The organism is uncultured Formosa sp. (assembly GCF_947500765.1).
GTDB lineage: Bacteria > Bacteroidota > Bacteroidia > Flavobacteriales > Flavobacteriaceae > Formosa.
This window is the reverse complement of the sequence record NZ_CANMTH010000002.1, coordinates 472,796-490,084: the sequence shown is the minus strand read 5'-3', so window position 1 is coordinate 490,084 and position 17,289 is coordinate 472,796. Positions and strand designations below refer to the sequence as shown.

The following is a 17,289-nucleotide window of genomic DNA, read 5'->3' as shown; positions in this document are numbered from 1 at the left end:
CATGTACGAAAGTCATTTTCCGCATAAGCGATATAAAAACACCATTGAATTCTTAGAGCAACACATACAAAAAGAATCTAATCTTTTAGATTTAGGTGTTGTAAACCCATTTACTAAAGTAATGGAAGAGCACGGTTTTAATGTTAAAAACACTTCTGGTGAAGATTTAGATATAGACACCTCTGCATTAAAAAACTCTAATGCAGATGTTGTAACTGCTTTCGAAATTTTCGAACATCTACTATCTCCTTTTACTGTTTTAAAAGATATTAAAGCTAATAAATTGGTAGCAAGTGTACCACTTAAACTATGGTTTGCTGAAGCTTATAGAAGTAAAACCGATATGCGAGACAGACATTACCATGAGTTCGAGGACTGGCAATTCGATTGGTTACTTGAAAAAGCTGGCTGGCAAATTAAAGCCCGTCATAAATGGACTAATCCTACAAATAAAATTGGAATACGCCCTATTCTAAGACGCTTTATACCGCGTTACTATATTGTATATGCAGAACGTATATAATGTTGAATTTCTATATTGTCATACCCGCTCATAATGAAGCCGACTCTATTGGATTAACCTTAGAATCCTTAAGTCAGCAAACGTTTTTACCAAAAAAAGTAGTAGTAGTAAACGATCATTCTACAGATGATACAAAAACTATAGTTGAAACATATATTGAAAAATACTCTTGGATTTCTATTGTAAATGTAAAATCTTCCAATAAACATTTACCAGGATCTAAAATTATAAACGCCTTTTACAAAGGCTTAGAAACATTAGATGACAACTACGACATCATGTGCAAATTTGATGCCGATTTAATCTTTCCTGAAAACTATTTAGAAACGATTTCTAATCATTTTAAAGCCAATTTAAAATTAGGTATGGCTGCTGGATTTTGTTATATCCAAAAAGATAAGAATTGGATTCTAGAAGATTTAACCAATAAAGATCATATTCGTGGTGCATTAAAATCCTATAGAAAAGAATGCTTTCTTGATATTGGAAAATTAAAACCAGCCATGGGTTGGGATACTATTGATGAATTACTAGCAAAGTATTATCATTGGGAAATTCTCACAGACAAATCATTACACGTTAAGCATTTAAAACCAACTGGCGCGAGTTATAATAAAAGCTCTAAATACATGCAAGGTGAAGCCATGTATAAAATGCGCTACGGATTTTCTATCACAGCCATTTCTGCTTTTAAATTAGCGATGAAAAAGAAAAACATCCGATTATTTAATGATTATATGTCTGGCTATTTTAAAGCTAAAAAAGAAAACATTACCCCCTTAGTAACTCCCGAACAAGGTGATTTTATTAGAAAATTACGATGGAATGGCATGTTGAAGAAATTTGGATTCTAATAAAAGAAACATGTAAAATAGAGTTAATAAAGTGTAAGTTCTAAAATTTGAAGACGAGATCCCTCCTATCGTCGGAATGACAAGGTAATTTAAAATTTATAAAAAAACACCTCAGCAAAATCTACTGAGGTGTTTTTTATAATGAGACTCTGTGTAATTATTACAGAGTAACCTATTTACTTTAAACTGGCTAAACTAGATTGTAATGTTTCAATTTTAGCTATAGCATCTGCTTCTTTTTTACGTTCGTTAGCGATAACTTGCTCTGGAGCACCTGCGACAAAACGTTCGTTAGATAACTTCTTTTGAACAGATTTTAAGAAACCTTCTGTGTATTTTAATTCTTCTGATAGCTTTTTAAGTTCTGCTTCAACGTCTATTGCACCTTCCATAGGAATAAAATATTCATTAGATTTTACTCTAAACGTCATTGCGCCTTCTACAGGTTCAGACACATATTCAATAGCTTCAAGATTTCCTAATTTAGCAATTACAGTATCAAAATCAGTATTTGCATTTTCATGATTAATTGCAGAAAAACCAATAGCATCTTTAAATGCAATATTCTTGTCTTTACGTACTGTTCTAATTCCTGAAATGACTTCAGATGCAAATTCAAATTGAGAAATTAAGTCTTTATTTATTGCTTTCGCCACAGGCCATTTTGCAACTATTAATGCTTCTTCTGGAGTACGTTCTGCAATATATTGCCAAATATCTTCAGTTAAAAACGGCATAAACGGATGAAGAATTTTTAAATTATCTTCAAAACAAGCCATTACATTATTGTACGTTTTAGCATCGATTGGTTGCTGATACGCTGGTTTTACAATTTCTAATAACCATCCGCAGAAATCATCATAAATCAATTTATAAATACTCATTAAAGCATCACTTAAACGATATTTACTAAAATGGTCTTCAATTTCTATTAAAGCATCTTGAAACTTAGCGTCGTACCATTCTAAAGCTATTTTACTAGATTGTGGTTGCTCGATAGCATCACTAACTTCCCAAATATTGGTTAAGTTAAAGGCATTCCAAATTTTATTTCCGAATGCTTTTCCTTGTTGGCAAAGTGCTTCATCGAACATTAAATCGTTTCCAGCCGCACTACTCAACAATAAACCAACACGTACACCATCTGCACTGTAATCACTAATTAATTTTAAAGCGTCTGGAGAGTTTCCTAAAGATTTACTCATTTTACGACGTTGCTTATCGCGAACCAAACCAGTTAAATATACGTTATTAAATGGTTTTTCGTCCTTGTATTCGTAACCAGCAATAATCATTCTAGCAACCCAGAAAAATAAAATATCTGGACCTGTTACTAAATCATTAGTTGGATAGTAATACTTGATTTCTTCATTCTCAGGATTGCGAATACCGTCGAATACACTCATTGGCCACAACCAAGACGAGAACCATGTATCTAAAGCATCTGTATCTTGTTTTAAATCTTCAGCTTTTAAATCGGTTTTACCCGTTTTTTCTTGAGCTAATGCTACTGCCTTTTCAATAGATTCTGCAACTACAAAATCTTCTTTTCCATCACCATAGAAATATGCAGGAATTTGTTGTCCCCATAATAACTGACGAGAAATATTCCAATCGCGAATATTCTCTAACCAGTGACGGTAAGTGTTTTCAAATTTCTTTGGAAATAATTTGATTTCAGCATTTTCTCCTAAAACAGCTTCGATAGCTGGCTTTACTAAATCTTCCATTTTTAAGAACCATTGGTCGCTTAATCGTGGCTCGATAACTGCTTTTGTACGTTCAGACGTTCCTACTTTATTAACGTGAACTTCAGTTTTTTCTAAAACACCTAAAGCATCAAGTTCTTTTGCGACTGTTTTTCTTGCTTCAAAACGATCTTGACCTTGAAATTGCAATCCGAAACTATTTAAAGTTGCATCTGCATTAAAAATATCGATAACTTCTAAATTGTGCTTATCGCCTAAATTCTTATCGTTTTCATCGTGAGCAGGCGTTACTTTTAAACATCCAGTACCAAATTCTAAATCGACATATTCGTCTTCAATAATAGGCACCACACGATTACATATTGGCACAATTGCTTTCTTTCCTTTTAAATGTGTAAAACGTTCATCGTTCGGGTTAATACAAATTGCTGAATCTCCAAAAATCGTTTCAGGACGTGTGGTAGCAATTGTTAACGTATCGTCGCTATCTTCAATATTATACTTAATGTAATATAAATTCCCTTGACGCTCTTCGTGAATCACTTCTTCGTCAGACAAGGTTGTTTGTGCTTCCGGATCCCAGTTTACCATACGGTAACCACGGTAAATTAAGCCTTTGTTATGTAAATCGACAAACACTTTAATTACAGCTTCAGACATATCGTCGTCCATTGTAAATTTCGTTCTATCCCAATCGCAAGAACATCCTAATTTTTTAAGTTGTTCAAGAATCACACCTCCGTACTCTTCTGTCCACTCCCAAGCATGTGCTAAAAATTCATCGCGAGTAAGATCGTTTTTATCTATGCCTTGCTCTTTTAATTTGGCAACTACTTTCGCCTCGGTAGCAATAGAAGCATGATCTGTTCCAGGAACCCAGCAAGCATTTTTACCTAATAAACGTGCGCGGCGTACCAATACATCTTGAATGGTATTGTTTAACATGTGTCCCATATGCAACACACCTGTAACATTTGGTGGAGGGATTACAATGGTATACGGTTCTCTATCATCTGGTGTTGAATGAAAATAATTATTTTTCATCCAGTAATCGTACCATTTACTTTCTACTGAATTTGCATCATATTTTGAAGGAATATCCATCGGCATAATTTTGAGTCTTTGTATTGCTTAAAATAAAAAAATGAAACCTAATAAATAGTTATTTAAATCTATTATTTTAAGTTCATTTTATTACTTTGGAATAGTTTTTGAACATAAGATGCAAAAGTACTTATATTTCTTTTGATGTGAAATTATATTGTAAGTTTATAGATTAGCAAATCTTAATATAATGTTAATGCGTAAGTAATACATCTAAAAATTTTGCATACTGAATAAAAAGTATTTACGTTTACAACAAATAAAAAATACAATATCATGAAACAATTTATAACTATTTTATTTATTGGATTAATAAGTTTCTCTATTCAAGCACAAGATAAAGTTGCTAAAATCGAGTTTAAATCTGATACTATTGACTACGGGACTATAAATAAAGGAGCCGATGGTGTTCGTGTATTTGAATTTACAAACACTGGAGATGCACCACTTATTGTTTCTAAAGTAACATCTAGTTGCGGTTGTACAGTACCTAAAAAACCAGAAGGACCTATTATGCCTGGCGAAACTGGAGAAATTTCAGTAAAATATGATACAAACCGTGTAATGCCTATTAGAAAAACAATTACTGTTATGTCTAATGCAGAAACACCAACTGTAGCATTAAAAATAAAAGGAGAAGTTATTGATCCTAGTAAAACAAAATAGAAAAACAGAGAACGTTTTTCTTTACACACACATAAAACCCCTTGAGCTCATACTCAAGGGGTTTTATTTTAGAGGAGATTCTAATTTAAACGTAAACTTTAAAACAGTACCATTTCTATCTACTATAGCGTTAACCCGATCGCCTTCTCGACCATAGAACACACTAATAATATCCTGCAGTTTATATTGATATGCACGTTTTTTATTTATTTTTAAAATTACATCTCCAATCATTAACCCTGAACGTGCTGCGGGAGAATCTTGTCTTAATTCTACAATTACAAAAGCAGGCTTAATGACATAGCTATAACTTGGAGTTAATGCAACACTTATATCCATCTCTCTATCTGAAAACGCATTAGAAGCATAACCATGTTCTTCTTTTACGATTAAATCTCCACGATATTCTAATTCTATCCCACTTTTATTATAAGCAAAATCATCTTTATAAAATTTATTCTTTTTTAAAGTAAATCGTGCATTTCTATAATCTACAATCATATTAAACCGTTTTAATACATTTCCTGAAATACTACCATTTCTATCTTCTACACGCTTAGCTAATTGTATGGCTATAGAATCTGGATATGCTACATTTACAGTTTTTAATGTAAACGACTTGATATTAAGTTCCTGAATTTTAGAACGCTTGCCATAAACGCTTCCGCTTAACCCTCTTCCTAAAAAATCTTTAAAATAGTGCTTATATTCATATACCCCTAACGCTTTATCTTCAAACAACCACAATGCATCGCTTCCACCTGAATCAATTAATAATTTTACAGGAATGTTAGTGTCATTCAATTTAATTTCTGCATTTAAATACGGTTTATTATTATAAAATTCTAGATTTACTGTTTCGCATTTTTTACATTTTTTGTAACGATAAGAATCAGGATTATTTAATTTAATATATTTAGAAGCATAATTTATTTCGATAATAAAATCTTTAAATAAATCGAAACCAATTATACCGTGTATTGGAATTCCTAATTGAGGTGTAAAATTTAAATTAGCATCATGAATGGCATACATGTCTTGATTTAAATTTATAGCTGCTCCTATTTTAAAAACATTATTCTTAGATTTCAAGGCTTCAAACGATGTGCCATCTCCAAGACCTTGTAAAAAAAAGGCCTCTGTATTCTTTATTTGAAGCGTGTCTTTTTCATTAAAAAAACTAAAAACTATAGGTTTAGAAACTCCAGTATCTAAAATAAAGGACAACGCTACACCGTTTACTTCTACAGGAATTATTATTAAATTATTAATGAGTTTAAAATTTATTTTATCGAACTTCTTTTTTTTCTGAAGCATAAAGCCTGTTTGCGAAAACCCAGAAAGGCTCACAAAACACATAAAAATCAAAAAAAGGCATAAATTTTTCATGAATTCGTAAAATTCGCTGATATCAATTTACGTATTTATTTTATAACATCATTTTTAAACCTTTTTAAAGAAAATTCCTCAACTTTGTCATAACAAATTTTATACTATGCCAAGAATATCTAACAAAGGCCAGAACATGCCCGAATCTCCAATTCGTAAATTGGTTCCTTACTCTGAGAAAGCTTACAAAGCCGGAAAAAAAGTGTATCATTTAAATATTGGTCAACCTGATATTAAAACACCTCAAATCGCTTTAGATGCGGTAAAAAATAATACCTTAACAACATTAGAATATTCCCGTTCTGAAGGTTCTGAACAATACAGAACTAAGATTGCGAATTACTATCATAAAAATAATATTGAAGTAAAGCACGACGATATTATTGTAACTACCGGAGGAAGTGAAGCCTTGCTTTTTGCTTTTGGAAGCATTATGGATACCGATGATGAAATTATTATCCCCGAACCGTTCTATGCAAATTACAACGGATTCTCTACTGCTTCTGGAGTAAATGTAGTTCCTGTGATTTCTAAAATTGAAGATAATTTTGCGTTACCTCCAATTTCTGAATTCGAGAAATTAATTACGCCTAAAACAAAAGCAATCTTAATTTGTAACCCAGGAAATCCTACAGGTTATTTATACTCTAAAGAAGAAATTCTTCAATTGGCTGAATTAGTTAAAAAACACGATTTGTTTTTAATTGCAGACGAAGTTTATAGAGAGTTTACTTACGACGGTGTAGAACATCATTCTATCATGTCTATTGATGGCTTAGAAGACTATGCCATTATGATTGATTCTGTATCTAAACGTTACAGCATGTGTGGCGCTAGAATTGGTTGTCTTGTTTCTAGAAACAAAGCAGTTATAAAAACCGCTTTAAAATTTGCTCAAGCACGATTAAGCCCACCAACATTAGCACAAATTGCTAGTGAAGCCGCTTTAGACACACCACAAAGCTATTTTGACGAAGTTAAAACAGAATACCTTGGTCGTAGAAATACTTTAATTTCTGAATTAGAAAAAATAGACGGTGTTAAAATAGGAGTTCCAAAAGGTGCATTTTATTGTATTGTAGAATTGCCTATTAAAAACTCTGATAAATTTGCAAAATGGCTATTAGAAGAATTTGACATTGATAAGGAAACCGTAATGGTTGCTCCTGCTGCTGGATTTTATTCTACTCCAGGTGTAGGTTTAAACCAAATTAGAATTGCTTACGTTTTAAATAAAGAAAGTTTAATTAAAGCTGTTACATTATTAAAAGAAGCTTTAAAAGTTTATAAAGACTAGTGAAAATACAACACAATGTATCTTTAAAACCATACAATACTTTTGGAATAGATGTTGTTGCAAAACATTTTGTAACAATATCTAATCTAGAAGATTTAGAAAAGGTTTTGGCGCTTAAAGAGTATCCTGAAAAATTAATTTTAGGTGGCGGAAGTAATATTTTATTAACTAAAGATGTAGATGCTTTAGTTATTCTTATACGATTAAAAGGAATTTCAATTATATCTAAAACAGACGATACCGTTTTAGTGAAAGCAAATGCTGGTGAAAATTGGCACGAATTTGTGCTTTGGACCTTGAGTCATAATTTTGGTGGACTTGAAAACATGTCTTTAATTCCTGGAAATGTAGGCACCTCTCCTATTCAAAATATTGGTGCTTATGGCGTAGAATTAAAAGATATTTTTGAATCTTGTGAAGCCATTAATCTAAAAACTAAAGCCATAACGGTATTTAAAAAAGAAGCGTGTGAATTTGGTTATAGGAATTCTATTTTCAAACATCGTGCTAAAGGTCAGTATATCATTACATCAGTAACTTTTAAACTGACTACAAAAAACCATACATTACATACCAATTACGGAGCTATTATTGCAGAACTAGAAGCTATGCAAGTTACAGAACCAACAATTCAGGAGGTTTCTAATGCCGTAATTGCAATTAGAAAAAGTAAATTACCCGACCCCAAAAAGATTGGAAATAGTGGTAGTTTTTTCAAAAATCCTGTGGTCGATAAATCTGTTTATCTTGAGACCTTAAAACAGTTTCCAGACCTTCCAAGTTACCCGGTTTCGGAAACCGAAGTTAAAATTCCTGCGGGTTGGCTTATTGAAAAAGCTGGTTTTAAGGGAAAACGTTTGGGTAATTATGGTGTTCATAAAAATCAAGCCTTAGTTTTAGTGAATTACGGTGGAGCTACGGGTTACGATATTTTAAAACTTTCTACCATAATTCAACAAACAATTCAACGAATCTTTAATATTACTATCGAATCCGAGGTTAATATCTTATAATTAGCAATAATTTATCTAACTTTGATTAATTACATCCTATTGTGATTAAACTAACTAAACGCTATTATTTTGATTACACCTATTGAACAGGAAATTGTTGGGCTATTAAAGCATGGAGACAAAAAGGCTCTTACTTTACTATATCAACATTATGCCGATGCACTTCTAGGAGTAATTTCTAAAGTGATAACAGACCCCGACTTAGCTCAAGATGTACTACAAGAGAGCTTTATTAAAGTTTGGAAAAAAGCAAAATCTTACGACCCAAGTAAAGCCAAATTATTTACATGGCTATATAGAATTGCATATAATACAGCAATAGATAAAATAAGATCGCTTTCAAATAAAGAAAATAAGGAAGTCCAAATAGAAGATTCTAACGTATATAAAATATCGGCTGAAGGTTTAAATCAGGATGTCATGGATATTCAAAAACACCTAAGGTCTATAGATCCAAAGTACAATATTGTACTTAATGCACTATTCTTTGAAGGCATGACGCAGCAGGAGGCTAGCGACGAATTAAACATTCCGTTAGGTACCATAAAATCAAGATTAAAAATAGGACTTCGTGAACTGAAAAAGATTTACGATCCCGAATAAATTATAATCATGAATGATAAAATAACTACATTTTTAAATTCTGATCTTTTAGAAAAATACACCATAGGAGAAACCTCTTCTAAAGAAACAGAATTAGTTGAAAACTACATCTCAAAATTTCCAGAAGTAGAACACGCATATAATAAATTACAATATAATTTAGAAATTATATCTAAATACCACGCTGTTGAAGCGCCTACTTCTATATTAAATAACGTATTAAATACTATAGATAACGAAAATCCAGTAATTAAATTACAACCTCAGTTACACACTACAAAACCATCATATAGGTTTACGGTTGCTGCCAGTATAGTTGCCGCTTTATTTGCATGTGCTTCCGTTTTCTTTTATACTAAAAACTTAGATTTAAAGCGAGAAAACCAAGTAGTTGTAGATGAAATATTTGATTTAAGAAGCGACATTCAGCAAAATAATCAAAGATTAGACGATATTATGTCTCAGTTCAAACAATTAAACAATACTGAAACCGAGAGATACATTATCAAGGGAAATAATAGAGCTAAGAATTTAAAAACGGTTGCTTACATAAACCCAAAAGAAAAAACATCTATGATTGATGTGGTTTCACTTCCTGAACTTCCTAAAGAACAATGCTACCAAATATGGGCCGAATTAAATGGTAAAATGGTGAATTTAGGTATTTTAGACGAAACAGATAAACAGTTACAATCAATTCCGTATACAGAAAATGCGCTAGGTTTAAATATAACTATAGAGCCTAAAGGCGGTAATACTAATGCTTCTTTAGAAAATTCGGTTGCAGAAATTGCATTAAAAAGTAGAGATTAATCGCAACAAAACATACTTTAAACAAGCCTCACTTTTATAGATAAAGTGAGGCTTTCTTTTTTCACTATTTTATCAAATTATAGTACCTTTGTCAAATATACGTTACTCTAAAATTACTTTAAAGATGTAGCCTATTCAATTAAATATACAGTTATGAAATTATTTCTTATAACATTAGTTTTATTAGGAGTTGGAATTGCAGGAATAGCCATAAAATTATGGGCAAAAAAAGATGGTAAATTTGCTGGAACTTGTGCAAGCCAAAACCCTGCCTTAAACCAATCTGGTGAAGCTTGTGGATTTTGTGGAAAAACTCCTGAACAATACAAAGACTGTAGCGAACCCCAACACTCTTAAGTTTATTCATGGTTGCACTTGACATTATTTTCTACATTTTTGTAGCAATTGTCTTTATACAGTTATTTTATTATTTAATTTTTCTTAGATCATTTGCATTTCTAAAACCTAGACAAGCCCAAAAAACAGCTATTCCTATTTCTGTTATTGTGTGTGCTAAAAATGAAGAAGAAAATTTAAAACAGTTTATACCTTCAATCTTAAATCAGGATTACCCTAACTTTCAAATCGTTTTAATTAATGATGCGTCTAGTGATGAAACCTTAAGTGTAATTGAAGATTTTGCAGAACAGTTTAATACTATTAAAATTGTTGATGTAAAGAATACTGAAGCCTTTTGGGCGAATAAAAAATATGCTTTAACCCTTGGTATAAAAGCAGCAAAACATGACCATTTATTATTTATAGATGCAGATTGCAAACCGGTATCTAATACTTGGATTTCAGAAATGGCAGCGGCATTTGGAGACAATAAATCTATAATTTTAGGTTATGGAGCTTATTCTAAAATTAAGAATTCCTTCCTAAATAAATTAATTAGATTTGAAACTGTTTTAACCGCTTCTCAATATTTTTCTTATGCAAACATGGGTATTCCATACATGGGCGTAGGACGTAATCTAGCCTATACAAAAACTTTATTTTTTGAAGCCAACGGTTTTATTAACCACATGAATGTACGTTCTGGCGATGACGATTTATTTGTAAACCAAATGGCCACAAGTAAAAATACCGCTTTGTGTTATTCTCCAGAAAGTTTCACAGAATCTGTTCCTAAAAAAACAGTTGGAGCTTGGTTAAGACAAAAACGCAGACATGTATCTACCGCTAATCACTATAAAAAAAGTCATCAATTTTTATTAGGTTTATATTATATATCTCAACTTTTATTTTGGAGTACAGGTATATTTTTACTGTCTTACTTATTTAATTGGGAAATTGTAGCTAGCTTATTTGTTTTACGCATTCTTGTACAGTGGACTATTATTGGTAAAACAGCTAAAAAATTAAACGAAACTGATTTAGTATTTCTAATCCCAATACTAGAAATTTTCATTATTCTAACACAATTAGCTATATTTATATCAAATAAGATATCAAAACCTCGTACTTGGAAATAAAAAACGCCATACATAAAGCCAAAGAAAACGATCAAAAAGCATTCAATTTTTTGCTTCACACGTATTGGGATGATGTCTATGGGTTTCAGTTAAAACGTATCGGAAATGAGAACGATGCAGAAGACATTACTATTCAAACATTTTCTAAAGCTTTTGATAGAATTGAAACATATAATGATGAATTTGTTTTTAAAACATGGCTAATAACTATTTCTAAAAACCTTCATATTGATTTACTTCGGAAAGAAAAAAGTTCTATTTCCAGGCAGATTTCAAATGAAGATGCAAACACTCTCAATCAAGTTTTAGACGAATCCCCTTCCGCTGAAGATAAAATTATCACCGATCAAAATTTAGCAAAACTTCTTAGAGACATCAAAAAATTAAAACCTCATTACCAAGAAGTGATCAATCTTCGCTATTTTCAAGAATTAACTTATAAAGAAATTTCCAACGAACTTAAGGAGCCTATCAATAATGTAAAAGTTAAACTGCTTCGAGCTAAAAAATTACTTTCAGAAATTATTCAAAATGAATAACTTCTAAAAAATCAGTATTAAAAAACGTTCAAACAAACTTCTATTTTAAGTCGATTTCCGAGTTTATCATCCAACGTCTTTATAGCATACTTTTAAAATTTTACTTTGTATATTTGCTTATCGAAAAGAAAAAATTCATGAATACAGAAACTGCTTCAAATATTTTACCTGAACGTCTTCCAAAACCAAAATGGTTACGTGTAAAATTACCAACAGGAAAAAAGTATACCGAACTAAGAAGTCTTGTAGATAAATATAGTTTAAACACAATATGTACATCTGGTAGTTGCCCAAATATGGGAGAATGCTGGGGAGAAGGTACTGCAACATTTATGATTTTAGGAAATGTTTGCACTCGATCTTGTGGGTTTTGTGGTGTAAAAACCGGTAGGCCAGAAACTGTAGATTGGGACGAACCTGAAAAAGTAGCTCGCTCTATTAAATTAATGAAAATAAATCATGCCGTTCTTACTAGTGTAGATCGCGACGATTTAAAAGATATGGGGAGTATTATGTGGGCCGAAACCGTTAAATCTGTTCGACGTATGAACCCGAATACAACTTTAGAAACACTTATTCCTGATTTTCAAGGGGTAGAAAAACATATTGATCGTATTATTGAAGTTGCACCAGAAGTGGTATCTCACAATATAGAAACCGTAAGACGTTTAACACGTGATGTACGGATTCAAGCAAAATACGATCGTAGTTTAGGTGTTTTAAAATATTTAAAATCTAAAGGACAACGTAGAACAAAATCTGGAATTATGTTAGGTCTTGGTGAAACACGTGAAGAAGTTATAGAAACACTTCACGATTTAAAAGCCAATGATGTAGATATTGTTACTATTGGTCAATATTTACAACCTAGTAAAAAACATTTACCTGTACAAAGTTTTATTACTCCAGATCAATTTGCTGAATATGAAAAAATTGGTTTAGAATTAGGTTTTAGACATGTTGAAAGCAGCTCTTTAGTACGTTCTTCTTACAAAGCACAGAAACACATTAACTAATGATTAATGTAGCCATAAATGGTTTTGGTCGTATTGGACGTCGTGTTTTTAGACTCCTTCAAGATCATCCTAATATTAACGTAGTTGCTATAAACGATTTAGCAGATGCCTATACGTTAAGTCATCTGCTTAAATACGATAGTATTCATGGTATTTTAAATAAGCCTGTAACTTATAAAGGAAATAATATTGTAGTAAACAATGTTCATATTCCATTATTAAATGAAACACATCCCCAATACATAAATTGGGAGCCTTACCAAGTAGATTTTGTTATAGAATCTACTGGTAAATTTAAGACAAAAGACGTTTTACAACATCACATAAAAAATGGTGCAAATCGTGTTATATTAAGTGTACCTGCTCCTGAGGATGATATTAAAACAATTGTATTAGGTGTTAATGATTATTTGATTGATGGTAGTGAAAAAATCATTTCTAATGCTTCTTGTACAACAAATAATGCAGCACCAATGATGGCCGTTATTAACGATCTATTTGGTATTGAACAAGCATACATTACTACAATTCATTCTTACACAACAGATCAGAGTTTACACGATCAGCCACATCGTGATTTACGTCGTGCACGGGCTGCAGGACAATCTATTGTCCCTACCACAACTGGAGCTGCAAAAGCATTAACTAAAATTTTTCCAAATCTATCTAATGTTATTGGAGGTTGTGGTATTCGCGTACCTGTTGCTAATGGTTCTCTAACAGATATAACATTCAATATAAAGAAAACAGCGACAATAGAAGATGTAAACCGCGCTTTTAAAGCCGCTTCAGAAACACATTTAAAATCAATCTTAGAATACACTGAAGACCCAATAGTTTCTATAGATATTGTAGGTAATCCACATTCTTGTATTTTTGATGCACAAATGACTTCTGTTATTGGAAATATGGTGAAAATTATTGGTTGGTATGATAATGAAACAGGATATTCAAGTAGAATTATCGATTTAATAGGCAAGTTGTCGGAAAAATAGTTACTTTTAACGGGTAAAAGAATGTTTACGCGATAATCGAATTATTTTATGATTAACATTAAAAGCTACTTAGTAGGAATACTTATACTATTCACCATTAGTCTTAATGCTCAGGAAACTGTTAGCAACGACCCTGAAACCATTCAAAACACTATAGATTACCGCATTACACAAGCGCAATACGACTTAGACAACAACAATTATTATCCTGCTAAAAAGAAGCTAGAAGAGGCTTTAAAACTTGCAGAAAACATAGAAAACAAAAAAAGTATTGGTCTTATTTATTCTAAAATCGGGAAATTAGAATACGTTATTGAAGACAATGATGAAGCTTTAAAAACACTTACAAAAGCCATTGAAGTTCAACGTTTTGCAAAAGACAATGTAAATCTTGCAGAAACTTATAAAACGTTAGGAAATGTCTACATGTCGTTAAAAGAATACGAACAAGCACTAACATATTATATCGCATCATTATCGTTATTCGAACAAGAAGGTCTTTCTGAATTCGAGGCAGAAGTTCTTTTAAATCAAGGAAAAGCCTATATTGAACTTAAACAATATAGAAAAGCAAGAGAACGCATGGATAAATCTTTAGCGTTAGCACAGCGTTACGATTTAAAAAAAATTAGAAGTAGTGCCTTGATTTATCAAGCGAAAGTATATTATTTTTTAAACGAAAATGATAACGCTTTGAAATATGGAAATCAGGGAATTTTAATTGCAGAAAGCAATCACTTTACAGACGTATTAAGTAATGGTTATTTAATTTTAAGCGAATTAAACGAGAAACTAGGTAATTATCAAGTATCTACTCAATATTTAAAAAATCACATTACTTTATCTCAATCTTTACTTGAAATAAAACACAAAAATTTATCGCCTGAGAAACGTGCTAAATTTATTTTAGATAATCAAACCGAGTTTCAGAAGGAAAAAGAAGCCGATTTACAGAAATTAAAAGTTGATAAGAGTCTAAATAAATTAGCAACTATTTTAAGTATAGCACTTATCACTATCCTGTCTCTTCTAACCTTATCGCTTTACAAAAACAACAACATTAGGTTAAAAACAAACAACATGCTGCATAAAAAAAATGCAGAATTAATACTTGCTAAAGAGAAAGCCGAATTAGCTTCTAAGACTAAAGCAAACTTTTTATCTACAGTAACTCACGAGTTACGAACGCCACTTTATGCCGTTACAGGATTAACAAATATGCTGTTAGATGAAAACCCTAAACCAGACCAGATACAACATTTAAAATCACTTAAATTTTCTGGAGATTACCTATTAACCTTTATAAACGATATCCTTCAAATTAATAAAATTGAAGCAAATAAAGTAGACGTAGAATATGAAGTTTTCGATTTAAGAAAGAAAATTTCTGATGTCATTTCTGCATTAAAAAATTCTGCCATAGATAATGGTGTAAAAATTCATTTTGAATACGATACAGATATACCGCTTCACTTTAAAGCCGATCAAATTAAATTATCTCAAATCTTAATCAATTTAATAGGAAACTCGATCAAGTTCACTAAAGATGGAGATATTTGGGTTAGAGTTATTAAACTAGATCAGTCCGACGATATATTTAATTTGAAATTTGAAATTGAAGATAACGGAATTGGAATCACAACAGAGAAGCAAAAACATATGTTTGAAAGTTTCTCTCAAGGGTCAATACAAATTAATAGAAAATACGGAGGTACAGGACTTGGTCTATCAATTGTAAAAGGATTGATTGATATTCTTAAAGGTAAAATTTATCTTAAAAGTGAACTGAATAAGGGAACAATATTCATTTTTGAAATACCTTTAAAACATACTACAGAAGAAGTTCTTCCTGAGCAAAAGAAAAATTACTTTAAAAATGTTACAGACATAGAATTAAGTAATATTAAAATTTTGGTTGTTGAGGATAACAAAATTAACCAAATGATTACAAATAAAATTCTTACCAAAATGAAACTTAATTGTGACATTGTCGATAATGGTGAAGAAGCTGTAGATATGGTTAAAAACAATCATTACGATGTTGTTTTAATGGACATACACATGCCTGGCATAAGCGGTATTGAAGCCACTAAGATTATTAGGACATTTGATAGAGAACTTAATATATTTGCGCTTACAGCCGTTACTATTGAAGATAAAATGCAGGAATTTGAAGAAGCTGGTTTCGATGATATTATATCTAAACCATTTAAACAAGACGAATTCGAAAAGAAATTATACAGTGCAGTAATTGGTAATAAAGATAGTAAAGGTTAAAAACGAGATATAAACGTTTTCACTGTGTGATTAAAAGATGAAGGATTATCTATAACAGCCTCTATACTTAAATAAAATAGTTTATCTTCTAAAAACGGATACCGATTTAAACGCATGAAATCTTTTTCAGTAGTAATTATAAATGATTTCTGTTTAAAAACATCCAATTCTTCTGGAGTAAAATCATGATGATCTTTAAAGTTTAAATGCTCAAAATCTAACCCTTTCTCAGATAAAAAATCAACTAACGGCACTGGATTAGCAATTCCTGTAACTAAAGTGAATTTTGGAGCATCTGCCAAAAGCAATTTCTTGGTATTAGAAATAATATAATCGGCATATTTTATAGCACTAAAAAACACATGTTGATGAGTTTTAGGGTTTATAGCTTCTGTTATTTTTTTCTTTTCAGAATCCGAAAGTAATACAGGACATTTAGTTACTATAATAATATCTGCACGATTAGCTCCTTTTTTTGGTTCTCTTAAATTTCCTGTAGGTAAAACAATATCTGAAGTATAAATATTAGAATATGTGGTAAGTAAAATATTAAACCCTGCTTTAACTTTTCTGTGCTGGTAAGCATCATCTAAAAGCACAACATCTATTTTAGGCAGTAACTGCTTAAGTTTAACAATACCTTCTCTCCTATTTGCATCTACAGCAACAGCAACTTTATCTGCATATTTTGAATAAAACTGAAAAGGTTCATCACCTAAAACATCTGCTGTAATTCCAGGTTTCCCTATTTGGAAGCCTTCACTCTTACGTTTATACCCTCTACTTAAAGTAGCCACTTTATAATCGTCTTTTAATAACCGTATTAAATATTCAATCATTGGGGTTTTTCCTGTGCCACCAACACTTAAATTACCAACACAAATAACAGGAAAATCATACGAGGTAGATGTTAAAATACCTAAATCGAATAAAAGATTTCGAACCCAAGTTATACAATAATAAATAGGCACGATTGGAAAGAAGATGTAACGCAATAATTTCATTGTAACGAA

Annotated in this window: 16 protein-coding genes; 13 read left to right on the top strand and 3 right to left on the bottom strand. The window is 31.4% G+C overall.

Translation table 11 applies throughout. The features are described 5' to 3' along the window. The first annotated feature begins 1 nt into the window (after window position 1). Both Q1B05_RS05225 and Q1B05_RS05220 read left to right on the top strand, forming a co-directional pair. The gene (locus Q1B05_RS05225) at window positions 2–523 is read left to right on the top strand and encodes a methyltransferase (RefSeq protein WP_299778313.1); all 522 of its coding nucleotides are present in this window, start codon (window positions 2–4) and stop codon (window positions 521–523) included. A 2-nt stretch (window positions 524–525) separates the two neighbouring features. Further along, window positions 526–1,377: a glycosyltransferase family 2 protein gene (locus Q1B05_RS05220; RefSeq protein ID WP_299778733.1), complete on the top strand. Its 852-nt coding sequence runs from the start codon at window positions 526–528 to the stop codon at window positions 1,375–1,377. 176 nt (window positions 1,378–1,553) lie between these two features. Here Q1B05_RS05220 and Q1B05_RS05215 read toward each other — a convergent pair whose 3' ends face one another. Further along, on the bottom strand, window positions 1,554–4,190 hold the full coding sequence (locus tag Q1B05_RS05215) for a valine--tRNA ligase (protein WP_299778731.1): 2,637 nt from the start codon (window positions 4,188–4,190) through the stop codon (window positions 1,554–1,556). A 276-nt stretch (window positions 4,191–4,466) separates the two neighbouring features. Here Q1B05_RS05215 and Q1B05_RS05210 point away from each other — a divergent pair, with 276 nt between their 5' ends. Next, entirely contained in the window at window positions 4,467–4,856 is a 390-nt protein-coding gene (locus tag Q1B05_RS05210; RefSeq protein ID WP_299778311.1) for a DUF1573 domain-containing protein, read from the top strand. A 63-nt stretch (window positions 4,857–4,919) separates the two neighbouring features. On the opposite strand, the gene Q1B05_RS05205 is transcribed toward Q1B05_RS05210, so the two are convergent. Then, window positions 4,920–6,173 (bottom strand): PDZ domain-containing protein, encoded by a 1,254-nt coding sequence (locus Q1B05_RS05205; protein WP_299778309.1) that lies wholly within the window; start codon window positions 6,171–6,173, stop codon window positions 4,920–4,922. A gap of 178 nt (window positions 6,174–6,351) precedes the next feature. Between Q1B05_RS05205 and Q1B05_RS05200 the strand changes: the two genes are divergently transcribed. From Q1B05_RS05200 to Q1B05_RS05155, 10 genes are all read left to right on the top strand, one after another. Next, complete coding sequence (locus Q1B05_RS05200) at window positions 6,352–7,542, top strand: pyridoxal phosphate-dependent aminotransferase (protein ID WP_299778307.1); 1,191 nt, start codon at window positions 6,352–6,354, stop codon at window positions 7,540–7,542. Then, a complete protein-coding gene (gene murB, locus Q1B05_RS05195) occupies window positions 7,542–8,555 on the top strand; it encodes a UDP-N-acetylmuramate dehydrogenase (RefSeq protein WP_299778305.1) in 1,014 nt (337 codons plus the stop codon). Before Q1B05_RS05200 ends, murB begins: the two co-directional genes overlap by 1 nt. Before the next feature lie 69 nt (window positions 8,556–8,624). Then, a complete protein-coding gene (locus Q1B05_RS05190; protein WP_299778303.1) occupies window positions 8,625–9,158 on the top strand; it encodes a sigma-70 family RNA polymerase sigma factor in 534 nt (177 codons plus the stop codon). 9 nt (window positions 9,159–9,167) lie between these two features. Continuing rightward, window positions 9,168–9,971 (top strand): anti-sigma factor, encoded by an 804-nt coding sequence (locus tag Q1B05_RS05185; RefSeq protein ID WP_299778301.1) that lies wholly within the window; start codon window positions 9,168–9,170, stop codon window positions 9,969–9,971. A 153-nt stretch (window positions 9,972–10,124) separates the two neighbouring features. Further along, the gene (locus tag Q1B05_RS05180; protein ID WP_299778299.1) at window positions 10,125–10,328 is read left to right on the top strand and encodes a membrane or secreted protein; all 204 of its coding nucleotides are present in this window, start codon (window positions 10,125–10,127) and stop codon (window positions 10,326–10,328) included. An 8-nt stretch (window positions 10,329–10,336) separates the two neighbouring features. Next, window positions 10,337–11,449, top strand: coding sequence for a glycosyltransferase (locus Q1B05_RS05175; RefSeq protein WP_299778297.1), 1,113 nt, complete (start codon window positions 10,337–10,339; stop codon window positions 11,447–11,449). Beyond that, complete coding sequence (locus tag Q1B05_RS05170) at window positions 11,440–11,988, top strand: RNA polymerase sigma factor (protein ID WP_299778295.1); 549 nt, start codon at window positions 11,440–11,442, stop codon at window positions 11,986–11,988. Before Q1B05_RS05175 ends, Q1B05_RS05170 begins: the two co-directional genes overlap by 10 nt. Window positions 11,989–12,125: 137 nt before the next feature. Beyond that, window positions 12,126–13,004, top strand: coding sequence for a lipoyl synthase (gene lipA / locus Q1B05_RS05165; RefSeq protein ID WP_299778293.1), 879 nt, complete (start codon window positions 12,126–12,128; stop codon window positions 13,002–13,004). Next, the gene (gene gap, locus Q1B05_RS05160; protein ID WP_299778291.1) at window positions 13,004–13,999 is read left to right on the top strand and encodes a type I glyceraldehyde-3-phosphate dehydrogenase; all 996 of its coding nucleotides are present in this window, start codon (window positions 13,004–13,006) and stop codon (window positions 13,997–13,999) included. Before lipA ends, gap begins: the two co-directional genes overlap by 1 nt. Window positions 14,000–14,047: 48 nt before the next feature. Then, on the top strand, window positions 14,048–16,276 hold the full coding sequence (locus Q1B05_RS05155; RefSeq protein WP_299778289.1) for an ATP-binding protein: 2,229 nt from the start codon (window positions 14,048–14,050) through the stop codon (window positions 16,274–16,276). On the opposite strand, the gene lpxK is transcribed toward Q1B05_RS05155, so the two are convergent. Further along, complete coding sequence (lpxK, locus tag Q1B05_RS05150) at window positions 16,273–17,280, bottom strand: tetraacyldisaccharide 4'-kinase (RefSeq protein ID WP_299778287.1); 1,008 nt, start codon at window positions 17,278–17,280, stop codon at window positions 16,273–16,275. The two genes, Q1B05_RS05155 and lpxK, sit on opposite strands and share 4 nt — an antisense overlap. Between the last annotated feature and the right edge of the window lie 9 nt (window positions 17,281–17,289).

Coding starts and splice junctions, on each gene's coding strand:
- Q1B05_RS05225 (WP_299778313.1), top strand. CDS start 2: ATGTACGAAAGTCATTTTCCGCATAAGCGATATAAAAACACCATTGAA.
- Q1B05_RS05215 (WP_299778731.1), bottom strand. CDS start 4,190: ATGGATATTCCTTCAAAATATGATGCAAATTCAGTAGAAAGTAAATGG.
- Q1B05_RS05210 (WP_299778311.1), top strand. CDS start 4,467: ATGAAACAATTTATAACTATTTTATTTATTGGATTAATAAGTTTCTCT.
- Q1B05_RS05205 (WP_299778309.1), bottom strand. CDS start 6,173: ATGCTTCAGAAAAAAAAGAAGTTCGATAAAATAAATTTTAAACTCATT.
- Q1B05_RS05200 (WP_299778307.1), top strand. CDS start 6,352: ATGCCAAGAATATCTAACAAAGGCCAGAACATGCCCGAATCTCCAATT.
- Q1B05_RS05185 (WP_299778301.1), top strand. CDS start 9,168: ATGAATGATAAAATAACTACATTTTTAAATTCTGATCTTTTAGAAAAA.
- Q1B05_RS05180 (WP_299778299.1), top strand. CDS start 10,125: ATGAAATTATTTCTTATAACATTAGTTTTATTAGGAGTTGGAATTGCA.
- Q1B05_RS05175 (WP_299778297.1), top strand. CDS start 10,337: ATGGTTGCACTTGACATTATTTTCTACATTTTTGTAGCAATTGTCTTT.
- lipA (WP_299778293.1), top strand. CDS start 12,126: ATGAATACAGAAACTGCTTCAAATATTTTACCTGAACGTCTTCCAAAA.
- gap (WP_299778291.1), top strand. CDS start 13,004: ATGATTAATGTAGCCATAAATGGTTTTGGTCGTATTGGACGTCGTGTT.
- Q1B05_RS05155 (WP_299778289.1), top strand. CDS start 14,048: ATGATTAACATTAAAAGCTACTTAGTAGGAATACTTATACTATTCACC.
- lpxK (WP_299778287.1), bottom strand. CDS start 17,280: ATGAAATTATTGCGTTACATCTTCTTTCCAATCGTGCCTATTTATTAT.